The following is a 20,961-nucleotide window of genomic DNA, read 5'->3' on the forward strand; positions in this document are numbered from 1 at the left end:
AAGGGTTTGCGGCAGGTGTGGCAGCGTGGTCACGGTGGCATCGATGGCGCTGATGCGGTGCGGCAACACTCAAATGAAGGTTCAGGCATCGCTATTGCCTGCTTTTGGTGCGCCTGACCCCATTTCAGGCGGGCGCTGGCTGCCCCGCTTTTGTGCAGCGCGTTAGCTGATATGAAGGAAGTTGTCTGTTTTTGGCAGTGAATGGTGGCCCGGTCATCGCGGCAGCTCCCGGGCCTGCCATTTTTTCCACCGGCGGTGCATGCGCGCATGCCCGTCCTTGACCTGGCCGGCCAGGTAGCCCCGCGCGTAGGCGATGCTGGGTGCCAGGCGCGCCTGCTTCTGCTGCAGTTGCTGCAGCAGGGCATCGGCCACCACCAGGTCGTTCTGCAGTCCCAACTGTTCCTGCAGGCGCGACAGGGCCTTCAGGTAGGGCCGACTGCTCTTCTCCCCATACAGGGCCTGGAAGAATTCGATGTCATAGCGCATCTTCTTGGCCGCGATGCGGGTGCGGTGCCGGGCACGGTCGTTTTCTTCAAGATGTGCGCCGCGCTTGTTGAGTCGCTTTTCATCCCGTCGCAGCATCTGCCGCGCAAAACGCGAGAGTGTTTGTGCCAGGGCTTCCTGGGCGTCCTCATCGCGACCATCACGCCAGCCCGCCAGCAGCAGCCAGCGGCTGAACTGCAAGACCAGTGCGGTATAGCGCGGGGAGGCTACGGCCTGCACGGCATGCGCATGTTCCTTGCCGGCCTCCACCAGCGCCGCGTGGCGCACCCTTTCCAGATCGATGGCGCCGATGGCCTGCGGGGGCAGCTTGCCCAGCGTCTGGGTCGCCAGCACATCCCAGTCGCGCGCGTGGCCGATGGCTTGCGACACCCACTCGAATTCGGTCGCCAGGGAGGCCGGCAGAGCGATCACCTCATCAAACAGGGTGAAGGCCGAACGCAGGCGGCGCAGGCCCACGCGCATCTGGTGCAGGCGTTCGATATCGTGGCTGTCCTGGTCGGCGATGTCGTTGGCCTGGATCTGCTCCACACAATTGCTGAGCACGGCCAGGAAGGCCTGCTCCACCGTCATCTTGCGCGCCAGTCGCAGCGGCCTGGCGTGGCTGGCGGAGGAAACGGCGGCAAGGCCGTTCTGTTTGCGGATCGCCTGGTGGAACAGGCCATAGCCGCGCTGCGCCTTGCTCTGGATGCCGATGCGCAGCGGCAGGTCCTGCAGCAGTTGCAGGGCGAAGTCGAACAGGGCGCGGGCATTGCCCTCTTTGAGTTCGAGTTCGATCTCGCAGACCTGCGCCTTGAGGTCGCCGTGTTCCACCGTACCCTGGTCGAGCACGCATTCGACCTGTGTGCCCTCGTCCAGCACCAGGTCCCACACCATGCGCTGGATGCGGGTACTGAAGATGGGCGTGAGCTGCGCGGCGGTGCGCTCGGAGAAGATCTTCCTGGCCCAGTCCTCGTCGGAGGCGACCAGGTCGCGCAGCACCGGAAGGTCAGGCGCTTCACCTTCCACCAACGACTCCCATTCATTGCGCTGGTGCAGGCCGCCATGGACGCCACCGCCGGCCTTGAGGGTTTGAACAAATTCATTTCCGGTCCGACGCACCCGCAGGCCGGCCTCGTTCTGGCGCAGCAGCAGGTCCGGCGTATCGAAGTAGGTACCGGTCTGGTCCTTGATGCGTGGTGCGGCCTGGGCATGGCGCTTGATCAGCGGATGACGGATGAAGGCCTTGGTGTGCTCGGGGGCGAGCAAGAGTTTCAGTTCGGTTTCCATGAGGCTTGCCGTGTCGGTTGGAAGTAGGGCGCCGTCGGACTGAGTGGCGGCACAGCGTTTGAGCGGGCAAGTGGCGCCTGGCGTTGCGCCATGTAGCGCGCGGGTGGTTTACCCAGGGTTTTCCGGAACATGGTGATGAAAGCGCTCACCGAGTCATAGCCGAGATCCTGCGAAACACGCTGCACCGAGCGGCCCGAGGCCAGCCATTGCAGGGCCAGCATCAGGTGGATCTGGCGCCGCCAGCGGCCAAAGCTCATGCCGGTCTCGGCCTGTACGAAACGCGCGAAGCTGCGCTCGCTCATCGCATGGCGCTGGCCCCATTCGGCCACCGTGCTGCGATCGGCCGGATGCTCGGCCAGGTGACGCGCAATGGCGCGCAGGCGCGAATGCTGTGGCACCGGCAGATGCAGGGGCAGGGCGTGACGCTGGCTGTGTTCCAGTTCTTCCACCAGCACCGCCGCCAGGCGGGCGGTGCGCTCGTGCGGGGCGTAGTCCTGGCGCTGCTCGGCCAGGTGACAGATCATCTGCACCAGCAGGGGCGTGAGTGCCAGAGAACAGCACTGGTCCGGCATGCTGGCCGCCTGGGGCGCGATGAAGAGGAAGCACAGCTGCCCGTCCAGGGTGACCCGGTTGCTGTGCGGCATGCCCGGCGGAATCCAGACCGCCGATTGCGGCGGCACGATCCACAGGCCCAGGGCCGTCTCGCAGGTGACCGCACCATGCAGGGCCACCACCAGCTGGCCCTTGCGATGACTGTGGAAGGGCGTCTCGCGCTCATGCTGGCAGGTATGCACGCGCAGAGCCGTGACCGGCGTATCGAGACGGTCCGGATCATGGTCGATCAGGCTGGCGTAGAGAGTGGCCATGGTGAGCGGGGGTTGACCGTTTTTAGCAATAAGCTGGCATTGTAGCCAAATACGTGCAAGCGGCGATTGGCTAAGCTGGGTGCTCCCTGCTTTCGATCACTCTTTCTGCTTTCTTCAGGCCGGCCATGCACGCTACGCACCCCCCTCACGTTCGCCCCGTTCATCGTGGTCTCTGGCTCATTGCCGGCATCCTGCTCATCGCCGCCAACCTGCGCGCCCCGGTCACTGCCGTCGGGCCGGTGATGGGATTGTTGCAGCAGACCTTTGCCCTTTCAGCGGGTGCGGCAGGGCTGATGCTGACCTTGCCGCTGCTGTGTTTCGCCCTGGTGTCGCCCATGGCTGCCCGCGTGGCGCGCGCCCTGGGACTGGAACGCACGCTGTTACTGGCCCTGCTGCTGATCGCGGGCGGCATCGTGCTGCGCTCTTCCGGATCGCTATTGGCCCTGCTGGCGGGCACCTGCATCATCGGTTGCGGCATTGCGGGTGGCAATGTGCTCTTGCCCAGCCTGCTCAAGCGTGACTTCCCCGATGACCTTACCCGGATGACGGCCATCTATGCGCTGACCATGGGCGCTGCCTCGGCGCTGGGCTCGGTCTGCGCGGTACCGTTGGCAGCCGGTCTGGGCTGGGCGTGGGCACTGGCCGCGTTCATCGCGCTGCCCGCACTGGCGATACTGGTCTGGCTGCCGCAATTGCGGCGTGATACGCGCCCGGCCACCGCTTCGATGCGAAGCGCGTCGATGTGGCGCCAGCCGCTGGCGTGGCAGGTCACGTTTTTTCTGGGCAGCAATTCGCTGGTGTATTACGTGGTGACGGCGTGGCTGCCCTCCATTCTCGCGGCCAACGGCCACAGTGCGGTGGAAGCGGGCAACCTGCACGGCCTGATGCAGCTGGCGTCGGCGTTGCCGGGAGTGTTGCTGGTCCCGCTGGGGCCGCGCATCGGCGATCATCGTCCGGTCGCCGTCGGCATGTCTGCCGCCACCGTCCTCAGCCTGGTCGGCCTGATGGCCTGGCCGCAGGCGTCCATCGTGTGGGTACCGCTGTTCGGATTCGGCACGGGGGCGGTGCTGATCCTGGGGCTGGCCTTCGTCGGCACGCGGGTATCGACGCCGCCGCAGGCCGCCGCGCTGTCGGCCATGGCGCAGAGTGTAGGCTATCTGCTGGCAGCAGCCGGGCCCATTCTTATGGGGCGGCTGCATGATGCCAGCGGGGGATGGACGCCGGTGCTGGCCCTGTGCGCGGGCGGGGCGGTGTGTATGGGCGTGCTGGGCTGGCTGGCGGGGCGGCCGGGGAGGGTAATCGGGGCGCAGGTGTAGAGGGTCGCTACGCGACTGGAAAAAGTCGGCGGCTTCGCCGATGATGGCGGCTGCATCGTGAACGGGTGACCTGATGGTCGCTGGTTCCTGGCCTTCCTGATCTGCGACGACTTGCTGGTAATGCCCACCATGATTGATTCTTTATTTTCTCCGGTAGACCTGTATTGCGAACGGATCGGTACTGCTTTCTGGGCGGAACCCGTGAACGCGATTTCCAATATTGCCTTCCTGCTGGCGGCGTATTTCCTGTGGTGCCTGCCACTGCCGCAGGACCGCAGCACGATGGTGATGTCGCGGCTACTCACGCTGATGGTGGCCGTGATCGGTGTGGGCAGTTTTCTTTTCCACACCTTTGCACAGCGCTGGGCCTTGTTTGCCGATGTCATTCCCATTTCCATTTATCAGGTGTTGTTCCTGGCCTTCTACGTACGCAAGGTGGCGCGCTGCAATTGGGCTGTGACGATGGGCTGGGTGCTGTTTTTCCTTGTGCTCACCTATGGCGTCGGCATGCTGCCGCAACAGTGGCTCAATGGATCGGTGGCGTCCTATGGATCGGCCTGGCTGTTCATCGGCGGACTCGGTCTGTATCACTGGCGCACGGGCAGGCATGAGCCCATGAGCCTGTTGCTGGCGGCGAGCTTGTTCACGCTGTCGCTGGTGTTGCGGTCCATGGATATGGCGGTGTGCCCGACCATGAGCATCGGGACGCACATGTTCTGGCATGTGTTGAATGGGCTCGTGCTGTATCTGAGCACGCGGGCATTCATACTGCAGGCAGGCTGCCAGCCCAGGTAACCAGGGCCGTCATTTCCGTCTGTATCGCACCGTGTTTTTTGCGTGGTCTTTGGTCATTCTTTTGTCAGTATCAGATGCGAGCATGAAAGCGAAAGGAGCTCGCATGTATCGCAAAAGGAAGACGCAATCCTGGCTCAGTGAAGAGACCCCTCCTGCTGAAAGAACGGAAGCGTGGCAAGCTGCACTGCGCCGTTCCTATCGCCACTGGACGCTGACCAAGCCCCTTGCTCCCGGCTTTCGCGCCCACCTCGTCAGACACGAATTCAGTGAGATCGTACTCATCAATACGATCTGTGATCCATGCGAGGGAGAACGCGATTACCAAACGCTAAAAAGGGATGACGAATTGTATATCGGTATCCAGCTTGCGGAGAGTGGCGCCGAGCGTTTCCACTCCACCGATCAGCGTCTGGAAGTGGGCGCAGGTGACCTGATCGTATGGAGCACGGCCAATGCCACGCGATTCGAGGTGACCGCGACCTTGCACAAGGTGACGCTGATGCTGCCCTGGCGTCTGTTGAGAGAGCGTTTTCCCGAGCACAAGGAACCGCCCGCGGTCGGGTTGCGCGACGGACGTCGTGGTATCGGTTATCTGCTGGTCAATCAGATGCGCGCAATGGCTAGCGAAATCCTGCATCTGGACCCTCATGTGGTCGGTGCCGCCAGTCGTTCACTGCTCGAACTGGTCAATGCACTGCTGCATCAGGATACCCGTGCCGCCTTGGATAATGCGTCCGTCAAACTGCAATTGATTCAGGAATACATTCTTCGCCATCTTCATGATGAGGCGCTCAATCCGGGCGCCATCGCAGCGGCGCATCAAATTTCCGTACGCCACCTGCATTCTCTTTTTCAGCATGAAGACGTCGCAGTCTCTCGCTTCATCCTGCAGAGGCGTCTGGAAGCCTGCAGGAAAATGCTGTGCGATCCCGCTTTCAATCATTTGCACATCTCGGAAATCGCCTACAGCAAGGGCTTTTCTTCCATCAGCCATTTTTGCAGGGTGTTCAAGGCAACTTTCGGACAGACACCCAATGAAGTTCGCCGGCTGGTGGCCAGCCGGATGACCCGACGATAGTGTGTCGGCGCGGAGAATTTATAGTGATCTCGTGATACGACTGCGCTGTCAGTCAATGCTGATGCGCTCTCAGGCAAGGACCAGATTCCTTGGCTGATACCTTGTCCGGGGGCTACTCACCTTGAAGCGCGGGTCTTGCCGTGCAGCCCGCAAAGATTGACCAGTACCGCCTTTGTTCTGTGCCGCTCTTGCCGCTTCTGGCAGGACCGCAGTGGACAGGAATGTGTCTTCGCTGTGCCAGCCATGCGCGCATGGTATCGCTCGCCTGTCTCAAGTGATTCAGTCCCGATTTATCCATCAATCAATAATTCGGGGGTAGTGTGAAAAAAATTCGTGATCTCAAGATCGCCAAGAAACTCGTCATCTCATTCAGTCTGATCTTGTTGTTGACGATGAGCATCGGTTTGTTTTCGATTTGGCAGCTGCATCGAGTCAATGCGTCGGCCAACGAACTGGCGAGCAACTGGCTTCCCAGCATCAAGACCCTGGGAGACATCAAGCTGTTGCTGGCGAGATTGCGCAGCAATGAAGCGCAAATGATCATCTATGCAGGGGACCGCGTTCAGACCGAGGTGCTCACCAAGCGGACATCGGAGTTGCTCAGTGATCTCAAGACGACGCTGGAGACCTATGAGAAGCAGATCTCCGAGCCTGAAGAGAAGTCCATTTATCCGGAGGCGAGTCTGCGGATCAAGCGACTGCTGCAGTACCACTTTGCATTGATGGCGGCGCTGGAAGGTGGTCGCATCAACGAGGCGACGTCAATCTTTACGGGCGATTCCTCGGATATCTACTTCTCCCTGCTCAAGGACATTGCTACGCTGGCCGATGTCAATCAGCGAGGTGGAGATCAGTCAGCCGCCGACACGAGTCGCATCTACGGGCAGTCTCAGAGTTTGATCTGTTATGCGTTGGTGACTGCCCTGTTGCTGGGAGGCGGACTTGCGGTGATGGTCGCGCGGGCCATCGCCCAGCCGCTCAGGCTGGCGGCCCGGATCGCCAATACCGTGGCTTCGGGCGACCTGTGTACCGAGATCGCGCTGGTTGGCAACGACGAGACGGGTGAGGTCATTGCCGCTTTGCGGCACATGAATGAAAATCTTCGAACGATTCTTCAGGGGGTCAAGTCCGGTGCCGAGAGTGTCGCCACGGCATCACGGCAGATCGCCAGCGGCAACATCGACCTTTCTTCCCGTACCGAGGAACAGGCCAGTTCGCTGCAGCAGACGGCGGCGGCAATGGAGCAGATTACCAGCAGTATCTTGCAAGCCAGTGCCCATTCACGCCAGGCCGATACGCTGGCGGTCAATGCGTCTGCCGTGGCCGGGGAGGCCGGTCAGGTGGTGACGAAGGTGGTCACGACCATGTCGGCCATCAAGCAGGCATCAACGCGTATTGTGGAGATCATCGCCGTCATCGATGGCATCGCATTCCAGACCAATATACTTGCGCTCAATGCTGCGGTGGAGGCGGCCCGTGCCGGTGACGAGGGGAGGGGATTCGCCGTGGTGGCCGCTGAAGTCCGCAATCTGGCGCAACGTTCGGCGACCGCAGCCAGGGAGATCAAGGGGCTGATCGACAATACGGTCGAGCAAGTGAGTGCGGGCAGCTTGCTTGTGCAGCAGGCGGGCAAGACGATGAGCAGCGTGGTTGGTAGCGTGGAGCAGGTCACGGCCATCGTTGCCGAGATTGCGCGCGCCAGCGACGACCAGAGCAAAGGCATTACGGAGATCAATTTTGCCATCGGACAGATGGACGGCGTGACCCAGCAGAATGCCGCCCTGGTGGAGCAAGCCGCGGCGGCCTCACAGGGACTGCAGGACCAGGCCAGTCTGCTGTCCACATTGGTGGGCCGCTTTCAACTTCCTGCCGAGCCGACGTCGGCGGTGGTCTCGTTGGCGGTGGAGGCGCAATGAGTCAGGACAGCCAGCCACCACAGACGCCGCTCTCGCTCGAAGATCTGCGCAAAGTCGTCAGCAGCACGATCAGGTTGGCCGAGGAGCTGGATCGGCTCTGTTCGGCCTTCGAGTCGGTCGCCGGCCAGATCTCCTCACCGACAGCGAACGCGCTGGAGCAAGAGCTTCACGATGTGATAAAGCAGTGTTACGGAGACGTTGCGGATCAGTTCGAATGTCAGACGTGTGTCGATCTTGTCAGAGAGATCGGTGCGGTTCAATTCGTGCAAAAGATATTGTGGAGCGAAGATGTGACGGATATGGCGATTGCCACATCCTTGCAGACAATCGTGCCGCACCTTAACGTGTTGGTCGAGCGATATCCCGACATATTGATGCGCAATGCGCATGGCGCGCTGCTACGGCTAAAGCAGAGCGGGAGCGGTGATTGAGTCTGCAGTCAGGGAGGGCGCCTGCCCGAAGTCAGCCCTTGCCAGCCCGGCTTCGCGTAGCGCGTGTCGCTTCCAATGTTCCCCCCTTGTAAGGCACCCGCCCCGACGGCACCACCACGGCCGCCTTCTGCACATGTCCTTCCTGGTCGTCAAAGAACATGTGCGCGCCGAAGGCCTGCAAGACCTCGGCCTTGTTCAGCCCGCCCAGGAAGAAGGCCTCATCGACCGTCACGTTCCAGGTGCGCAGGGTATGGATCACGCGCTGGTGCGCCGGGCTGTTGCGCGCGGTGACGATGGCGATGCGCACCGGACACTGCTTGGGCGGAAACTGTTTCTGGATCGCCGACAAGGCCAGCAGCAGCTTGGCAAACGGACCTTCCTTCATGGCCTTCTTGCGATGGCGCTGCTCGTGCCGCGCAAAAGCCTCCAGCCCCTTCTCCGCAAAGATGCGTTCAGACTCTGCCGAGAACAGCACGGCATCCCCATCGAAGGCGATGCGGATCTGCTTGTCCGGCGCGCTGTAGTCCAGCGGGGCGGCATACAGCTGGGCAGCCGCTACCCCGGCATCAATGGCTTCCTGTACGTCGCCGGTATCGCGCGAGAGGAACAGGTCGATCTTGAAGGCTTGCAGATAGGGCGCAGTCGGCCCGCCCCCGGTGAAGGCGGCGCGGCTGATGTCGAGCTTGTGGGCGGCAATGGCGTTGAAGGCGCGCAGGCCGGTGTCGGGCGTATTGCGCGAGATGACCACCACCTCCACCAGACGACGTTCCGGGATCAGTTCATTGAGTTGCAGCAGCGCCCTGACCAGCGGGAAGGCCGTGCCGGGTTGCAACGGATCGTTCTCGTGGTCGCGCTGGTATTGCGCATAGGCATTCACGCCCTGCTCGTCGTAGATGGCGTTCTCCACTTCGAGATCGAAGAGGGCGCGCGAAGAAATTCCGATAACGAGCTTGTCCGAGAGATCGTAAGGCATGCGGCACACATCCGTGGCAGGAAAGCCCTGATTGTAGAGCCCCCGGCCCGCCCACGCAGCTTTCGCGCAGATATTCGTATTCTTGATGTCTGGAGCGAACTACTGCATATATCACCTCAATTTCCGTCATCAGGCGACAAAATTTGCCAAACGAGGCTGTTACTCCGCGTAAAGAGAAAAAATCGGATTGCCCAGCTCAAAATAAATTTGTATGATGACCGGATAACTTTACGATAACGACCGCGAGACAGCATGTTTCAGAAGATCCCCGCCCAGGCGCTCAGCGACACTGTGGCCAGGCAATTGCTGGAAAACATCGACGCCGGTGCCTTCCCCCGGGGCAGCAAGCTGCCCACCGAGGCGGTGCTGGCGCAACAGTTCGGTGTGAGCCGCACGGTGGTGCGTGAAGCCATTGCGCGCCTGAAGCATGAGGGCGTGGTCGAGCCGCGTCAGGGTAGCGGCGTATTCGTGACCGAGCAGGCGGGTATCAAGCCGCTGCGTATCGATTACACCGAGGTCAGTTCGCCCGACGCGGTGCTGCAGATCGTCGAGCTGCGCCGCGCCATCGAAGCCGAGGTCGCCGCGCAGGCGGCCAAGCGCCGCAACGACGACGACTTGCAGGCCATCGAGGCGGCGCTGATGCAGATCGGTGTGGATGTCGCCGCAGGCGGTGATGGCGTGGCCGCCGATGTGGCCTTCCATCGCGCACTGGCGCAGGCCACGCGCAATCCGTACTTCATCAAGACGCTGGAGTTCCTGTCCCAGTATCTGGAAGCGGCCACGGCGGTGACGCGTGGCAATGAAGCGCGGTATGAGGATTTCTCGCGCCAGGTGCGCGAAGAACATGAGGCCATCGTCGCGGCCATTCGCGCCGGTGATGAAATGGCGGCCCGCAATGCCGCCCAGACCCACATGTTCAATGCGGCACGGCGCTTGAGCCAGGGACAGTCCTGAACGGGATGTCCCGGCTTGAATGGCAGTAAATGAATTAAATGCTTTAAATGTTTTAAACGATTTATACGTTTTTCGAAATCTGGAATTCTGACGCCGGCCTCTGCCGGCGTTGCATCATCAACCCGGCGCAATGTCCTGCCCGTCATGAGCGGCAGCGGCGTCATCAATGCGGAGGCAATTATGTCCAAAAATGTAGGTGTGATCGGTTTGGGAGCCATGGGTTATGGCGTGGCCAGCTCGCTGTTGCGTGCCGGTTTCAATGTGCATGCCTGCGACGTGCGCAAGGAAGTCCTGGACAAGTTCGCCGCCGCCGGTGGCGTGGCCTGTGCCAACCCGGCCGAGCTGGCCGGCAAGGTCGATGTGGTCATCACCCTGGTGGTCAATGCCGCGCAGACCGAGATGGTGCTCTTCGGTGAGAACGGTGCCGTCTCCGCCATGAAGCCGGGCAGCGTCGTCATCTCCAGCGCCACCGTGGCGCCTGACTTCGCCGTCGAACTGGGCAAGCGCCTGGCCGACAAGGGCCTGCTGCTGCTGGACGCGCCCGTCTCCGGTGGCGCTGCCCGCGCCGCTTCCGGCGAGATGACCATGATGACCTCCGGCCCCGCCGAGGTCTACGCCAAGATCGAAGACGTGCTGGCCGGCATGGCCGGCAAGGTCTATCGCCTGGGCGACACGCACGGCATCGGCTCCAAGGTCAAGATCATCAACCAGCTGCTGGCGGGCGTCCACATCGCTGCCTCCGCTGAAGCGATGGCCCTGGGCCTGCGCGAAGGCGTCAATCCGGATGCGCTGTATGACGTCATCACCCACAGCGCGGGCAATTCGTGGATGTTCGAAAACCGCGTGCCGCACATCTTGAACGGCGACTACACCCCGCTGTCGGCCGTGGACATCTTCGTCAAGGACCTGGGCCTGGTGCTCGATACCGCCCGCCGCAGCAAATTCCCACTGCCGCTGTCGGCCGCTGCGCACCAGATGTTCATGATGGCTTCCACCGCCGGTCATGGCGGCGAGGATGATTCGGCCGTCATCAAGATATTCCCCGGCATCGACCTGCCGCCGGCCAAGGCCAAGTGATCCAGCGTCGTCCCTGCATCTGAATCGAGGAGTTTTCATGTCCACATCCCGTCCCTTGCTCGGTTGTATCGCCGATGACTTCACCGGCGCCACCGACCTGGCCAACATGCTGGTCCGTGGCGGCATGCGCACCGTGCAGACCATCGGTGTGCCCAGCGAAATGCCGGCCGTGGCGGCTGACGCGCTGGTGATCGCGCTCAAGTCGCGCACCATTACCGCTACTGAGGCCATCGAGCAATCGCTGGCGGCACTGCGCTGGCTGCAGCAGCAGGGCTGCACGCAGTTCTTCTTCAAGTACTGCTCCACCTTCGACTCCACCGACGAAGGCAACATCGGTCCGGTGACCGATGCGCTGATGAAGGAGCTGGGCGTGGACTTCACCATTGCCTGCCCGGCCTTCCCGGAAAACGGCCGCACCCTCTATCGCGGCTACCTGTTCGTGGCCGATGCGCTGTTGAATGAATCGGGCATGGAAAACCATCCGCTGACTCCGATGACCGATGCCAACCTGGTCCGTGTATTGCAGCGCCAGACCGACTCCAAGGTCGGGCTGGTGCGCTACGACACCGTGGCGCGCGGTGCGGCGGCCACGCAGGAGCGCTTCACTGCGCTGCGCGGCGAAGGCGTGAAGATGGCTATTGCCGATGCCGTCTCCGACAAGGACCTGTTCACGCTGGGCGAAGCCTGCGCGGAACTGAAGCTCATCACCGGTGGTTCCGGCGTGGCGCTGGGCCTGCCCGAGAATTTCCGCCGCGCCGGTCTGCTCACTGCCGCCGGTGAAGCCGCGCAACTGCCCAAGGTCGATGGCCTGTCGGTGGTGCTGGCCGGTTCCGCCTCCAAGGCGACCAATGCGCAGGTGGCCGAATGGAAAGCCAAGCGTCCCGCCTTCCGCATCGACCCGCTGGCCCTGGCCCGTGGCGAAGACGTGGTGGCACAGGCGCTGGCCTTTGCCGATGAACGCATCAAGAACGAGCCGGTGCTGATCTACGCGACCGCCACCCCCGACGAAGTCAAGGCGGTGCAAAAGGAGCTGGGCGTGGCCAAGGCCGGTCACCTGGTCGAACAGGCGCTGGCATCGATTGCCGCAGGTCTGAAGCAACGTGGGGTGCGCCAGTTCGTGGTGGCCGGTGGCGAGACCTCCGGTGCGGTGGTGCAGGCGCTGGACGTGCGCGCCCTGCGCATCGGCCCGCAGATCGATCCGGGCGTGCCGGCGACCGCCACGCTGGATGAGCAACCGGTGGCGCTGGCCCTGAAGTCGGGCAATTTCGGCAGCGTCGATTTCTTCGAGAAGGCACTGCGCTATCTCGACGGGAAGACGGCATGAACCGCAACACCAACGAAAGCGCGCTGCGCGAAGAGATCTGCCGCATCGGCGCTTCTCTCTACCAGCGCGGCTATACGGTCGGTTCGGCCGGCAACATCAGTGCGCGCCTGGATGACGGCTGGCTGATCACGCCGACTGATGCCTGCCTCGGCTTCCTCGATCCGGCGGCCATCGCCAAGGTCAACGCGGCCGGCGAATGGGTCTCGGGCGACAAGCCTTCCAAGACCCTGGTCCTGCATCGCGCCATCTACGACAACAATCCCGAGATGCACGCGGTGGTGCATACGCACTCCACGCATCTGGTGTCGCTGACCATCAATGGCGTCTACAGCGAGCAGGATGTATTGCCACCCATCACGCCGTATTACGTGATGAAGGTCGGCCACATCCCGCTGATCCGCTATGCCCGTCCGGGTGCGCCGGAAGTGGCCGAGCAGGTGGCAAAGATCGCCACGCAGGTGCGCGGTGTGCTGCTGGAGCGGCTCGGTCCGGTGGTGTGGGAAAGCTCGGTCTCCAAGGCCGCTTTCGCACTCGAAGAGCTGGAAGAAACCGCCAAACTGTGGCACCTGGCCGGTGGCCGTGCCACGCCGCTGCAAGAGTCCGCGCTGCAGGATCTGCGCGACACCTTCAAGGCGCGCTGGTAGCAGTAGCGATAGCGCTCAGGCAGCTTCAGCAACCCATAGCAACAAAGCGTCATGGCGGCCGATGTTGGCCCGCCATGCCCCGCTTGCGCCCAACGGAAGGTGGTGGGTGCAGCCAAGCCGGCACCAGACCGGCCAATCAATACCGGCCTTCGTACCGTTCCGAAAAGAGCGGTACGCGGGTCCGATTGAATCCATAAATTGCCCGTCAGACCACGGGCACCAAGCAACCAGCGGCCGTGCATAGACAGCCGCGACACTCTTCGGGAGATGTAACACCATGACCACCGCAAGCACTACCGGCGTCGGACTCGACGTCAATGACAAATCCAAGGACGGACTGTACAAGAAAGTCTTCTGGCGCATCATGCCGTTCCTCATGCTGTGCTACGTGATCGCTTATCTGGATCGCGTCAACGTCGGCTTCGCCAAGCTGCAGATGTCGCAGGACCTGGGCTTCTCCGAGACCGTCTTCGGTCTGGGGGCAGGTCTGTTCTTCATCGGCTACTTCCTCTTCGAAGTGCCCAGCAACATCCTCATGCACAAGGTCGGCGCGCGCATCTGGATTGCCCGCATCATGATCACCTGGGGCATCCTGTCGGCGGTCTTCATGTTCGTGCAGAACGCCACGCAGTTCTACATCCTGCGCTTCCTGCTGGGCCTGGCTGAAGCCGGTTTTTATCCTGGCATCATCCTCTACCTGACCTACTGGTTCCCTTCGCACCGTCGTGCCAAGGTGATCGCGGTCTTCATGTCCGGCATTCCGGTGGCCGGCATCCTGGGCAACCCGCTGTCGGGCTGGATCATGGATGCCTTCCATCACAATGGTGGACTGGAAGGCTGGCAGTGGATGTTCCTGATCGAAGCCATTCCGGCGGTCCTGATCGGTGTGGCCACGGTGCTGTACCTGGACAACGACGTCAAGAGCGCCAAGTGGCTCTCCGATGAAGAAAAGGCCAGCCTGCAAGCCGATATCGATGGCGACGCCAAGGGCAAGGAAAGCAAGCACGGCTTCGGCGCCATCGTCAAGGATGCGCGTGTCTGGCTGATGTGCCTGATCTACTTCTCCTTCGTCATGGGCCAATACGGCCTGACACTGTGGATGCCGACCCTGGTCAAGGCCACCGGCGTGAAGGGCAACCTGGAAATCGGCTTGCTGTCGGCCATTCCGTTTGGCTGCGCCATCGTGGCGATGAACCTGATCGGCCGCAGCGCCGACCGCATGCGTGAGCGTCGCTGGCACCTGGTGATTCCAGCCTTGATGGGCGGCGTGGGCTTCGTCGGTGCAGCACTGTTCGCTGACAACACCGCCATCTCGATCGCTTCGCTGTCGCTGGCCGCAGCCGGCGTGCTGACCTGCGCACCGCTGTTCTGGTCGCTGCCGACCGCCTTCCTGTCGGGTGCGGCGGCAGCCGTCGGTATTGCCGCCATCAACTCGGTGGGCAACCTGGCCGGTTTCGTCAGTCCCTACCTGATCGGTTACTTGAAGGACCTGACCCACAACAACGCTACCGGCATGTACATGCTGGCGGTGATGCTGGTGGTGGGTTCGATTGCCACCCTGGCTACCAAGCCGGGCATGGTCAACAAGTAATGTGATGTCCCGTTCAAAGCCCGCATGCCTGTGCCTGCGGGCTTTGACGTTTTCTGCACCTTCTGCCGGTGTGGGCGCGCGCAAGCGTGTTCGCGCTACACTGGCTCCCTCGTTACCAAGGAGAATCCGATGCTGCGTTTTGCCGCCAACCTGAGCATGATGTATGTGGAACACGATTTCCTGGATCGCTTCGCCGCCGCCGCCAAGGATGGCTTCTCCGGCGTCGAGTTCCTGTTCCCTTATGACTATCAGCCTGAAGAGATCAAGTCGCGCCTGGAGGCCAATGGCCTGACCCAGGCGCTGTTCAATGCGCCCCCGGGCGACTGGGCCGCCGGTGAGCGCGGCATCGCCTCGCTGCCGGGCCGCGAGGACGAATTCAAGCGCAGCATCGAGACTGCGCTGAAGTACGCCTCTGTCATCGGCAACAAGACCTTGCACGTGATGGCCGGCCTGATCAAGCCCGAGCAGGACCGCGCACGCCACCGCGCCGTGTATCTGGACAACCTGTCCTATGCGGCGCACCAGGCCGAATCGGCTGGCCTGACCGTGGTGATCGAGCCGATCAACACGCGCAACATTCCCGGCTTCTTCCTCAATCGCCAGGACGATGCGCAAGCCATCTGCGCCGAAGTGGGCGCGCCCAATTTGAAGGTGCAGTTCGACTGCTACCACTGCCAGATCGTCGAAGGTGACGTGGCCGTGAAGTTGAAGCGCGACATGCCCGGCATCGGTCACATCCAGATTGCCGGTGTGCCCGAGCGCCACGAGCCGGATGTGGGTGAGCTGAACTATCCGTATCTGTTGAAGCTCATCGATACCCTGGGTTATCAGGGCTGGATCGGTTGCGAATACAACCCGGCGGGGGCGACCTCGGCGGGATTGGGATGGTTGAAGGCGCTGGCTGAGCAAGGCCTGACCACGCTCAAGGCCTGATCACGACATGGTGTCAGCCCGCGTAAAGCGGGCAAGAAAAAAGCGGAGCCCATGTAACGGGTTCCGCTTTTTTGTTTGGACGATGGGTTCGTTCAGAACAAATCAATTTCCCCACCCACCGGCTTGGCCTGCAGCTTGGACGCATATTCACGCTCGCGGCTGGCCAGATCGGCAGCGGCATCCTTGATCTTCTTGACCAGCACCTTGCCCGTGCGCGGGAAGAAATGCACCTTGCGCGGCCAGATGTCGTTGAGGTCTTCGGCCACCACGCGGATCTTCTCGGCCGAGAGATAGTTCTTGACGAAGGCGGCATTGCGCTCGCCCACGTTCATGGCGTTCATGCCGCGCAGCACCGCGCCGCCGCCGAAGACCTTGCATTCCAGGTTCTCGCGCCGGGCACCGGCCTTGAGGACGTCGTTGATCAAGACTTCCATGGCATAGGTGCCATAGCGCATGGAGGCCGAAACCGGGCTGTCGGCCTCGCCGCCGCCATCGGGCAGCATGAAGTGATTCATCCCGCCCACACCGGTGACGCGATCACGCAGGCAGGCCGACACGCACGAGCCCAGCACGGTCACGATCATCATGTCCTCGCCGGTATAGAAATATTCGCCCGGCAGGATCTTGGCGGTGTCGCAATTGAAGGCCCGGTCGTGATATCGATACGACGCGAAATTTTCCGGCTTGTTGATGACGGTCTGCATGCGGGCCCCTGATGGATTTTCTCCGCGTCCCGGTGAGGGACGGTGAGTGTTGATTGTTCCTGCATTGTCAGCCAGGCATGGTGGTGCCGATATCGGGGAATTCCCTATCCGGAAACCGGCCTGCATGGGGCCGGTGGCAGCATCGTCAGACCAAAAGACAGGGCACTGCCCGTCAGCAGGCCCTGACGGCGGTTTCAGCTGTTTTTTTGGTCATGCGGATATGAAGTTTTGTTGGAAAAACCGGGAGCCGGTGCAAGCCGGTCCATCCATGGCTCATGGCCGCTGGGCAGTACAGGGTAGCGGCAGCGCCAGCAGGCTGGGCCAGGCGCGGTCCCAGTCGCTTTCGTGCGCCATGTCCGGCACGATCGTCAGTGCGGCGCAGCGTCCCACCCGGTCGACATAGCTGCGCGTGATGGCGGTGGGGACGACGGTATCGTCGGCACCGCTCACATGTCGTTGCGGGATGCCTGCCACCCGGGATGCGACATCGATGGCATTGAGCGAGCCGGGCATCTGCGAGACGGCATGCCAGCGGTTGACGGCCACATGATCGAGATTGCCGGCCACGGTGCGAATGGCGCTGACATCCTTGCGTCGCGCCGCCAGCAGTACGGCGAGGGCGCCGCCTCCCGAATATCCCACCAGTTCCAGCCGCGCCGGTTGCAGGCGCGTGACATAGTGGCTCAGAGCCTCATCCATGGCACTGACCACTTCCGGGGAATAGCGCAGGCCGGACCAGTAGGCCGGCTGGCATACGGGATTGCGCGCCATCGGCGTGAACTGGCAGGGGCGCGCCAGGTACACCACATCACCACCATCGCTGGCGGCCAGCCGCAGGCCCATGGCCGTGTGCGGGGTCGGATCGGGCGAGACCTGGTTGCGGGTGATCCAGGCGCGGCCGTCGCCCTCCAGATAGACGCGCAGCAGGGGCGCGTTGGGGCGGGCGTGGACATAGGCCGTCAGCAGGAAAGGACCACCCTGAACCTGCTCGCGTTGCAGGCCGGCGGGCGCAGCCAGTGCATCGGCGCGCTGCACCAGGTCGGTGGCGCAGCCGGTCAGCAGGGCGATGCTGGTGAGGGTGAGGACAAGGTGTCGGAACCGGAGCAGGGATGGGAGGCGCATCGCGCGATTGTCGCCGGACTGGAATCGGCCCGCAAGCCTTCGCTGCGGGCCGGGTCTCATGCGGCAGGGGAGATGCGGTATCAGAACAGCCAGCCTGCGCGGGCGGTGAGCTGGTGCATCAGCGCGCTCCTGGATGGGTGAGGTGGCAGGGTAATCCGGAGTGAACGGGGCTTTTTGTCCCTCGGTGTGGTCTTTCTGATAATCTCCAGTCCTAACAAGACGCTGACCATGTAAAGAACAAGGGGAGAACAAGAATGAAAAGCTTCGTCATGCAGGCGGGGGCTGGTCATGGATAAGTCGGTATGGGGCTTCCTGCTGCCGCAATGGGACGGTTCGGCCTATGGCGGGCTGCAATGGCTGTTTGCGTTGCTATTGCTGGTGGCCGTGATCGTGCTGCCGCTGCTGCTGGCGCGCAATGCCCGTCCATTGCACTGGCAAGCGCGCCTGGCCGGGCTCACGGGTGAGCGAGGGCTTTTGCCGCCGACCACCACTCCGGAGCAATTGAGCCAGGCCGTGGCCACCGCCCCGGAACGCTGGGCCACCGTGATGCCGGGGCTGATCCTGATGCTGGGATTGCTGGGCACTTTTGTGGGGCTGGGGCTGGCGCTGACTGCCACCGCGGACATACTCGGTGCGCAAGCTGCGCCGGGTGCACTGGCGGCCGTCATCGATGCGCTGGGCAGCAAGTTCAAGATTGCGGCGTGGAGCATGCTGGCGTTTCTGATCCTGAAGTCATGGATGACGCTGCGTGCGCACGAGCAGGCACGTCTGGCGTGGTGCATGGCCAAGCTCAAGGAGGTGGCGGCTACGGCGGAGCAAGAGCAGGTGCGTCAGCAGGCGGCAGATCTGCAGCGCCTGGTCGAGGCCATCACGCAGAGCGGACAGGCTCTGCTGGCTGCACAACAGGCCGAGGCGCAACGGGCGCATCTGCGTCATGGCGAGTGGATGGAGGCGCTGCAGCGCCAGTCCGGGCGTTCTTCCTGAGGTTGTGATGAGGGAATCCGATCTCGAGTGGATTGCCGCCACGGGCCTGATGGCGGCGCTGGCGGGGGTATTGATCGTGCTGCTGGCGGTGAGCCGGGCAGGTGGGCCGACGCTTGCACAGGTGCGCGCCGAGGCAGCGCCGGTGGCGGCATCTCCGGCATCTCCAGCGGCCCCGGCACCTTTGCCTGCCGCTGCGGCCATCCCGTCTGCGCCTGCTGCGGGGGCTGAACCCGTTGCGCCGCCGGCTGCACCCACGGTGGCTGCCCGGCGCGAAGCTGATGGTCCCGGGTTGACGGTCGTCTTGCGCCAGGTGCAGACCGTGTTTGCGCAGCAGGGGGCGTCCAGGCTGGTAGCGGTGGATACCGAGGCTGGCAAGATCACCTTGAAGGAAGGAGCGTTCCGTCGTGGCAGTGCATGCGTGGAACCTGAAGCGCGGGCGGCTTTTGCGCAGGTCGAGGAGCGCATTGCGGAGTATCTGCAGCAGCATCCGGCGGGGCGCATCTATGTGGAAGGGCATACGGACGACAAGCCGGTGAAAGCCCCGGTGACGGATGTGCGTGCGTATTGCACGGTCTACGATGACAACTTCACGCTCTCGGCGGCGCGTGCGCGCGAAGCGCGCTTGCTGCTGATCGGACGCAGTGCGCCGGAAGCAGCGCGCCGCGTGATCGTGGCGGGGTATGGGGATTCACAGCCGCTGCCGGGATTGCCGGCCAGTGATGAGCGCAACAGGAGGGTGGAGGTGCGGTTCGTCAATGGGGGAGAGAAGAATTGAGCTGATCTGCTCATCGTGAGCGCATCCGCTTCTCATTGCGTTATAGATGAGCAATCTCAAACTTCCGCGATGTGCACTGCAGTTTCAAGCTGTTAACTTCTGTGCCCTCTTCATTGTTCAAGGGGCGAATATGCGCAGAGGTTTGATGTTGTTGGTGCTGGTAGCTGCTGTTGCTGGATGTAGCGATCCGAAGACGGCCAACGAAAGCAATTTCAAGGTGGCGATTCAGCAGCATCTGGATGTGGTTTATCCGCGTTGCTATCTAACGGTCAAATTCCCGTTTTCATCGCGAAGTGATTGGTTGAATACCTCCAGGCAATTGGATGCACTGGTCAGTGTCGGCGTGGTGAGTGCGACGGATGCAGGTAACAAGGAAAAAAACTATGAGCTCACCGAACTCGGCCGGAAGTTCTACAAGCAAGATGCCGTCAAGGGACTCTCTGGTGATTCTCACGGGGGATTCTGCTTCGGCAAGGCGACGGTCACAGCGGTGAAGCAGTTCAGTGAGCCGGGTGATATTCTCGGGCACAAACTCTCGCGTGTGAACTACGAGTACAGCGTCAGTGACCTGCCTGATTGGGCACAAGGCGAGCAGGTTCAAGCGCAATTCAAGGAGCTGAAAGCTGACGCGGGATCCAGGGACAAGCCGCTCAAGGCGATGGATACCGTTTTATTGACCAACAAGGGATGGGTGCACGAAAAGCAATTCCGTCAATGAAGTGTTGCGCGCCAGAGCTTGCGGGTGCGCATGTCGGGAAGGAAGAGACGGCGAGGCGCGCAGAGTGCTGCGTGTTGTATGCAGTGGCTCTCGGGCCTCGCAAGTTTTGGTGGCCGCAGCACGCTTATGAAGTGCGGAGTGCATCAAGCCACGGATTCCAGTCTCGGAAATGAAAAACGCCAGCCGGTGAGGGCTGGCGTTTTTGCTGAAACATTCTTGGTGGCCCGGGGCGGAATCGAACCACCGACACAAGGATTTTCAATCCGATCCTCTGTCTCCTACTTGAGACGCCAAACACACACACGAAATTTTAGGTACGCACATTAGCATTTGTGTAGATTAGCTTACGAAAAAGCCCCGGATGTTACCGGGGCTTTTTTCATTTTTCGTCTTGCAATTACTTAAGCCGCGCTTCGTATTGTTTAGCTAACTTTATCAAGCGTTCCACAAGCAAATGTACGGTGGTTATAGGCTTCGATTGGCACTCCTTACCCTCAACGAGTGGAAATTCTTTTGCCAGCCTCTTTGCCAATTTTATTGCCTTGGATTGTCCAGGTAACACGGACTCGTACATGCTAGGATCGCTCTTCCTGTACGACCTTCCTAAACGCTCACTTAGCATTCGTGGATACTCCGATCTACTGATACCAGAATCTATGTAATCGTAATGAAGTAGATACCAGAGCTCAAAGCACTCATTCGAGAACGCTATATTTATCTTTGCTTCTTTTGCCAAAGAAAACGCAAGTGCGACGTTTTTCGCCGGAAAATCATCTCGATCAAAGACGCACCAAACCTCCTCGTACCCGTGAGCATTCTTCAATTCGATCGCTTGCTGAACAAGCGCGTGCGTATTACTGCCAGCCCCCTGAATATCAATAACCTCCTTAGGGAGAGAAAATGACCGGAAGTACTCCGGTTCAGTTTTGGCTCCTTTGACCTGCTCCCCAAGATTAGTACGGTAATGATGTAGAGTCTGCCCCATACGGA

General features: G+C 61.6%; 20 protein-coding genes. 14 read left to right on the forward strand and 6 right to left on the reverse strand.

The window, feature by feature from the left end:
* Positions 1-213: 213 nt before the first annotated feature.
* Together HNO82_RS19950 and HNO82_RS19955 are read right to left on the reverse strand one after the other, a co-directional pair.
* Positions 214-1,770 carry a CYTH and CHAD domain-containing protein gene (locus HNO82_RS19950; RefSeq protein WP_175344865.1) on the reverse strand — a complete coding sequence of 519 codons (1,557 nt, stop codon included), beginning with the start codon at positions 1,768-1,770 and terminating at the stop codon, positions 214-216.
* On the reverse strand, positions 1,755-2,636 hold the full coding sequence (locus HNO82_RS19955; RefSeq protein WP_175344866.1) for an AraC family transcriptional regulator: 882 nt from the start codon (positions 2,634-2,636) through the stop codon (positions 1,755-1,757). Before HNO82_RS19955 ends, HNO82_RS19950 begins: the two co-directional genes overlap by 16 nt.
* A 125-nt stretch (positions 2,637-2,761) precedes the next feature.
* Between HNO82_RS19955 and HNO82_RS19960 the strand changes: the two genes are divergently transcribed.
* From HNO82_RS19960 to HNO82_RS19980, 5 genes are all read left to right on the forward strand, one after another.
* Positions 2,762-3,952, forward strand: a complete 1,191-nt coding sequence (locus HNO82_RS19960) for an MFS transporter (RefSeq protein ID WP_175344867.1) — start codon at positions 2,762-2,764, stop codon at positions 3,950-3,952.
* A gap of 120 nt (positions 3,953-4,072) precedes the next feature.
* On the forward strand, positions 4,073-4,747 hold the full coding sequence (locus HNO82_RS19965; RefSeq protein ID WP_249777053.1) for a ceramidase domain-containing protein: 675 nt from the start codon (positions 4,073-4,075) through the stop codon (positions 4,745-4,747).
* Between the two features lie 103 nt (positions 4,748-4,850).
* Positions 4,851-5,825 (forward strand): helix-turn-helix domain-containing protein, encoded by a 975-nt coding sequence (locus tag HNO82_RS19970; protein ID WP_175344868.1) that lies wholly within the window; start codon positions 4,851-4,853, stop codon positions 5,823-5,825.
* A gap of 320 nt (positions 5,826-6,145) precedes the next feature.
* Complete coding sequence (locus HNO82_RS22430; protein WP_175344869.1) at positions 6,146-7,741, forward strand: methyl-accepting chemotaxis protein; 1,596 nt, start codon at positions 6,146-6,148, stop codon at positions 7,739-7,741.
* Positions 7,738-8,172, forward strand: coding sequence for a hypothetical protein (locus tag HNO82_RS19980; RefSeq protein ID WP_175344870.1), 435 nt, complete (start codon positions 7,738-7,740; stop codon positions 8,170-8,172). The genes HNO82_RS22430 and HNO82_RS19980 overlap by 4 nt, the downstream gene beginning before the upstream one ends.
* Positions 8,173-8,203: 31 nt before the next feature.
* Here HNO82_RS19980 and HNO82_RS19985 read toward each other — a convergent pair whose 3' ends face one another.
* Complete coding sequence (locus HNO82_RS19985; protein WP_175344871.1) at positions 8,204-9,145, reverse strand: 5'-nucleotidase; 942 nt, start codon at positions 9,143-9,145, stop codon at positions 8,204-8,206.
* 252 nt (positions 9,146-9,397) lie between these two features.
* Between HNO82_RS19985 and HNO82_RS19990 the strand changes: the two genes are divergently transcribed.
* The 6 genes from HNO82_RS19990 to otnI all read left to right on the forward strand — a co-directional run bounded on the left by HNO82_RS19990 (position 9,398) and on the right by otnI (position 15,668).
* On the forward strand, positions 9,398-10,099 hold the full coding sequence (locus HNO82_RS19990; protein WP_008332719.1) for a FadR/GntR family transcriptional regulator: 702 nt from the start codon (positions 9,398-9,400) through the stop codon (positions 10,097-10,099).
* A 180-nt stretch (positions 10,100-10,279) separates the two neighbouring features.
* Complete coding sequence (ltnD, locus tag HNO82_RS19995; RefSeq protein ID WP_175344872.1) at positions 10,280-11,176, forward strand: L-threonate dehydrogenase; 897 nt, start codon at positions 10,280-10,282, stop codon at positions 11,174-11,176.
* A 37-nt stretch (positions 11,177-11,213) separates the two neighbouring features.
* Positions 11,214-12,500, forward strand: a complete 1,287-nt coding sequence (otnK, locus tag HNO82_RS20000; RefSeq protein ID WP_175344873.1) for a 3-oxo-tetronate kinase — start codon at positions 11,214-11,216, stop codon at positions 12,498-12,500.
* The gene (gene otnC, locus HNO82_RS20005; protein WP_175344874.1) at positions 12,497-13,144 is read left to right on the forward strand and encodes a 3-oxo-tetronate 4-phosphate decarboxylase; all 648 of its coding nucleotides are present in this window, start codon (positions 12,497-12,499) and stop codon (positions 13,142-13,144) included. The genes otnK and otnC overlap by 4 nt, the downstream gene beginning before the upstream one ends.
* A 277-nt stretch (positions 13,145-13,421) precedes the next feature.
* On the forward strand, positions 13,422-14,735 hold the full coding sequence (locus tag HNO82_RS20010; protein ID WP_175344875.1) for an MFS transporter: 1,314 nt from the start codon (positions 13,422-13,424) through the stop codon (positions 14,733-14,735).
* Positions 14,736-14,864: 129 nt separating this feature from the next.
* Positions 14,865-15,668, forward strand: a complete 804-nt coding sequence (otnI, locus tag HNO82_RS20015; RefSeq protein WP_154135452.1) for a 2-oxo-tetronate isomerase — start codon at positions 14,865-14,867, stop codon at positions 15,666-15,668.
* Between the two features lie 92 nt (positions 15,669-15,760).
* Here otnI and cheD read toward each other — a convergent pair whose 3' ends face one another.
* Together cheD and HNO82_RS20025 are read right to left on the reverse strand one after the other, a co-directional pair.
* Positions 15,761-16,372: a chemoreceptor glutamine deamidase CheD gene (cheD, locus tag HNO82_RS20020; protein WP_008332701.1), complete on the reverse strand. Its 612-nt coding sequence runs from the start codon at positions 16,370-16,372 to the stop codon at positions 15,761-15,763.
* A 273-nt stretch (positions 16,373-16,645) separates the two neighbouring features.
* Positions 16,646-17,494: an alpha/beta fold hydrolase gene (locus tag HNO82_RS20025; RefSeq protein WP_175344876.1), complete on the reverse strand. Its 849-nt coding sequence runs from the start codon at positions 17,492-17,494 to the stop codon at positions 16,646-16,648.
* 288 nt (positions 17,495-17,782) lie between these two features.
* Between HNO82_RS20025 and HNO82_RS20030 the strand changes: the two genes are divergently transcribed.
* The 3 genes from HNO82_RS20030 to HNO82_RS20040 are packed head-to-tail and all read left to right on the forward strand — an operon-like array spanning position 17,783 to position 19,971.
* Positions 17,783-18,478 carry a hypothetical protein gene (locus HNO82_RS20030; protein WP_175344877.1) on the forward strand — a complete coding sequence of 232 codons (696 nt, stop codon included), beginning with the start codon at positions 17,783-17,785 and terminating at the stop codon, positions 18,476-18,478.
* Between the two features lie 7 nt (positions 18,479-18,485).
* Positions 18,486-19,253, forward strand: a complete 768-nt coding sequence (locus HNO82_RS20035; protein ID WP_175344878.1) for an OmpA/MotB family protein — start codon at positions 18,486-18,488, stop codon at positions 19,251-19,253.
* Between the two features lie 46 nt (positions 19,254-19,299).
* Positions 19,300-19,971, forward strand: a complete 672-nt coding sequence (locus HNO82_RS20040) for an SEN1982 family lipoprotein (protein ID WP_175344879.1) — start codon at positions 19,300-19,302, stop codon at positions 19,969-19,971.
* Positions 19,972-20,368: 397 nt separating this feature from the next.
* Here HNO82_RS20040 and HNO82_RS20045 read toward each other — a convergent pair.
* Positions 20,369-20,961, reverse strand: a 593-nt coding sequence (locus tag HNO82_RS20045; protein WP_175344880.1) for an RloB family protein, incomplete at its 5' end; no start/stop codon positions are given.

Origin of the sequence: Herbaspirillum sp. C9C3 (genome assembly GCF_013359625.1) — a bacterium.
Classification (GTDB): domain Bacteria; phylum Pseudomonadota; class Gammaproteobacteria; order Burkholderiales; family Burkholderiaceae_D; genus Herbaspirillum.

Bases quoted from the DNA above. Each gene is read 5' to 3' on its own strand.
- otnC (WP_175344874.1), top strand. From the start codon at position 12,497: ATGAACCGCAACACCAACGAAAGCGCGCTGCGCGAAGAGATCTGCCGC.
- otnI (WP_154135452.1), top strand. From the start codon at position 14,865: ATGCTGCGTTTTGCCGCCAACCTGAGCATGATGTATGTGGAACACGAT.
- HNO82_RS20010 (WP_175344875.1), top strand. From the start codon at position 13,422: ATGACCACCGCAAGCACTACCGGCGTCGGACTCGACGTCAATGACAAA.
- HNO82_RS19970 (WP_175344868.1), top strand. From the start codon at position 4,851: ATGTATCGCAAAAGGAAGACGCAATCCTGGCTCAGTGAAGAGACCCCT.
- otnK (WP_175344873.1), top strand. From the start codon at position 11,214: ATGTCCACATCCCGTCCCTTGCTCGGTTGTATCGCCGATGACTTCACC.
- HNO82_RS20025 (WP_175344876.1), bottom strand. From the start codon at position 17,494: ATGCGCCTCCCATCCCTGCTCCGGTTCCGACACCTTGTCCTCACCCTC.
- HNO82_RS19960 (WP_175344867.1), top strand. From the start codon at position 2,762: ATGCACGCTACGCACCCCCCTCACGTTCGCCCCGTTCATCGTGGTCTC.
- HNO82_RS19990 (WP_008332719.1), top strand. From the start codon at position 9,398: ATGTTTCAGAAGATCCCCGCCCAGGCGCTCAGCGACACTGTGGCCAGG.
- HNO82_RS19955 (WP_175344866.1), bottom strand. From the start codon at position 2,636: ATGGCCACTCTCTACGCCAGCCTGATCGACCATGATCCGGACCGTCTC.
- ltnD (WP_175344872.1), top strand. From the start codon at position 10,280: ATGTCCAAAAATGTAGGTGTGATCGGTTTGGGAGCCATGGGTTATGGC.
- cheD (WP_008332701.1), bottom strand. From the start codon at position 16,372: ATGCAGACCGTCATCAACAAGCCGGAAAATTTCGCGTCGTATCGATAT.
- HNO82_RS19950 (WP_175344865.1), bottom strand. From the start codon at position 1,770: ATGGAAACCGAACTGAAACTCTTGCTCGCCCCCGAGCACACCAAGGCC.
- HNO82_RS19965 (WP_249777053.1), top strand. From the start codon at position 4,073: ATGCCCACCATGATTGATTCTTTATTTTCTCCGGTAGACCTGTATTGC.
- HNO82_RS20040 (WP_175344879.1), top strand. From the start codon at position 19,300: ATGAGCAATCTCAAACTTCCGCGATGTGCACTGCAGTTTCAAGCTGTT.
- HNO82_RS20035 (WP_175344878.1), top strand. From the start codon at position 18,486: ATGAGGGAATCCGATCTCGAGTGGATTGCCGCCACGGGCCTGATGGCG.
- HNO82_RS19980 (WP_175344870.1), top strand. From the start codon at position 7,738: ATGAGTCAGGACAGCCAGCCACCACAGACGCCGCTCTCGCTCGAAGAT.
- HNO82_RS20030 (WP_175344877.1), top strand. From the start codon at position 17,783: ATGGATAAGTCGGTATGGGGCTTCCTGCTGCCGCAATGGGACGGTTCG.
- HNO82_RS19985 (WP_175344871.1), bottom strand. From the start codon at position 9,145: ATGCCTTACGATCTCTCGGACAAGCTCGTTATCGGAATTTCTTCGCGC.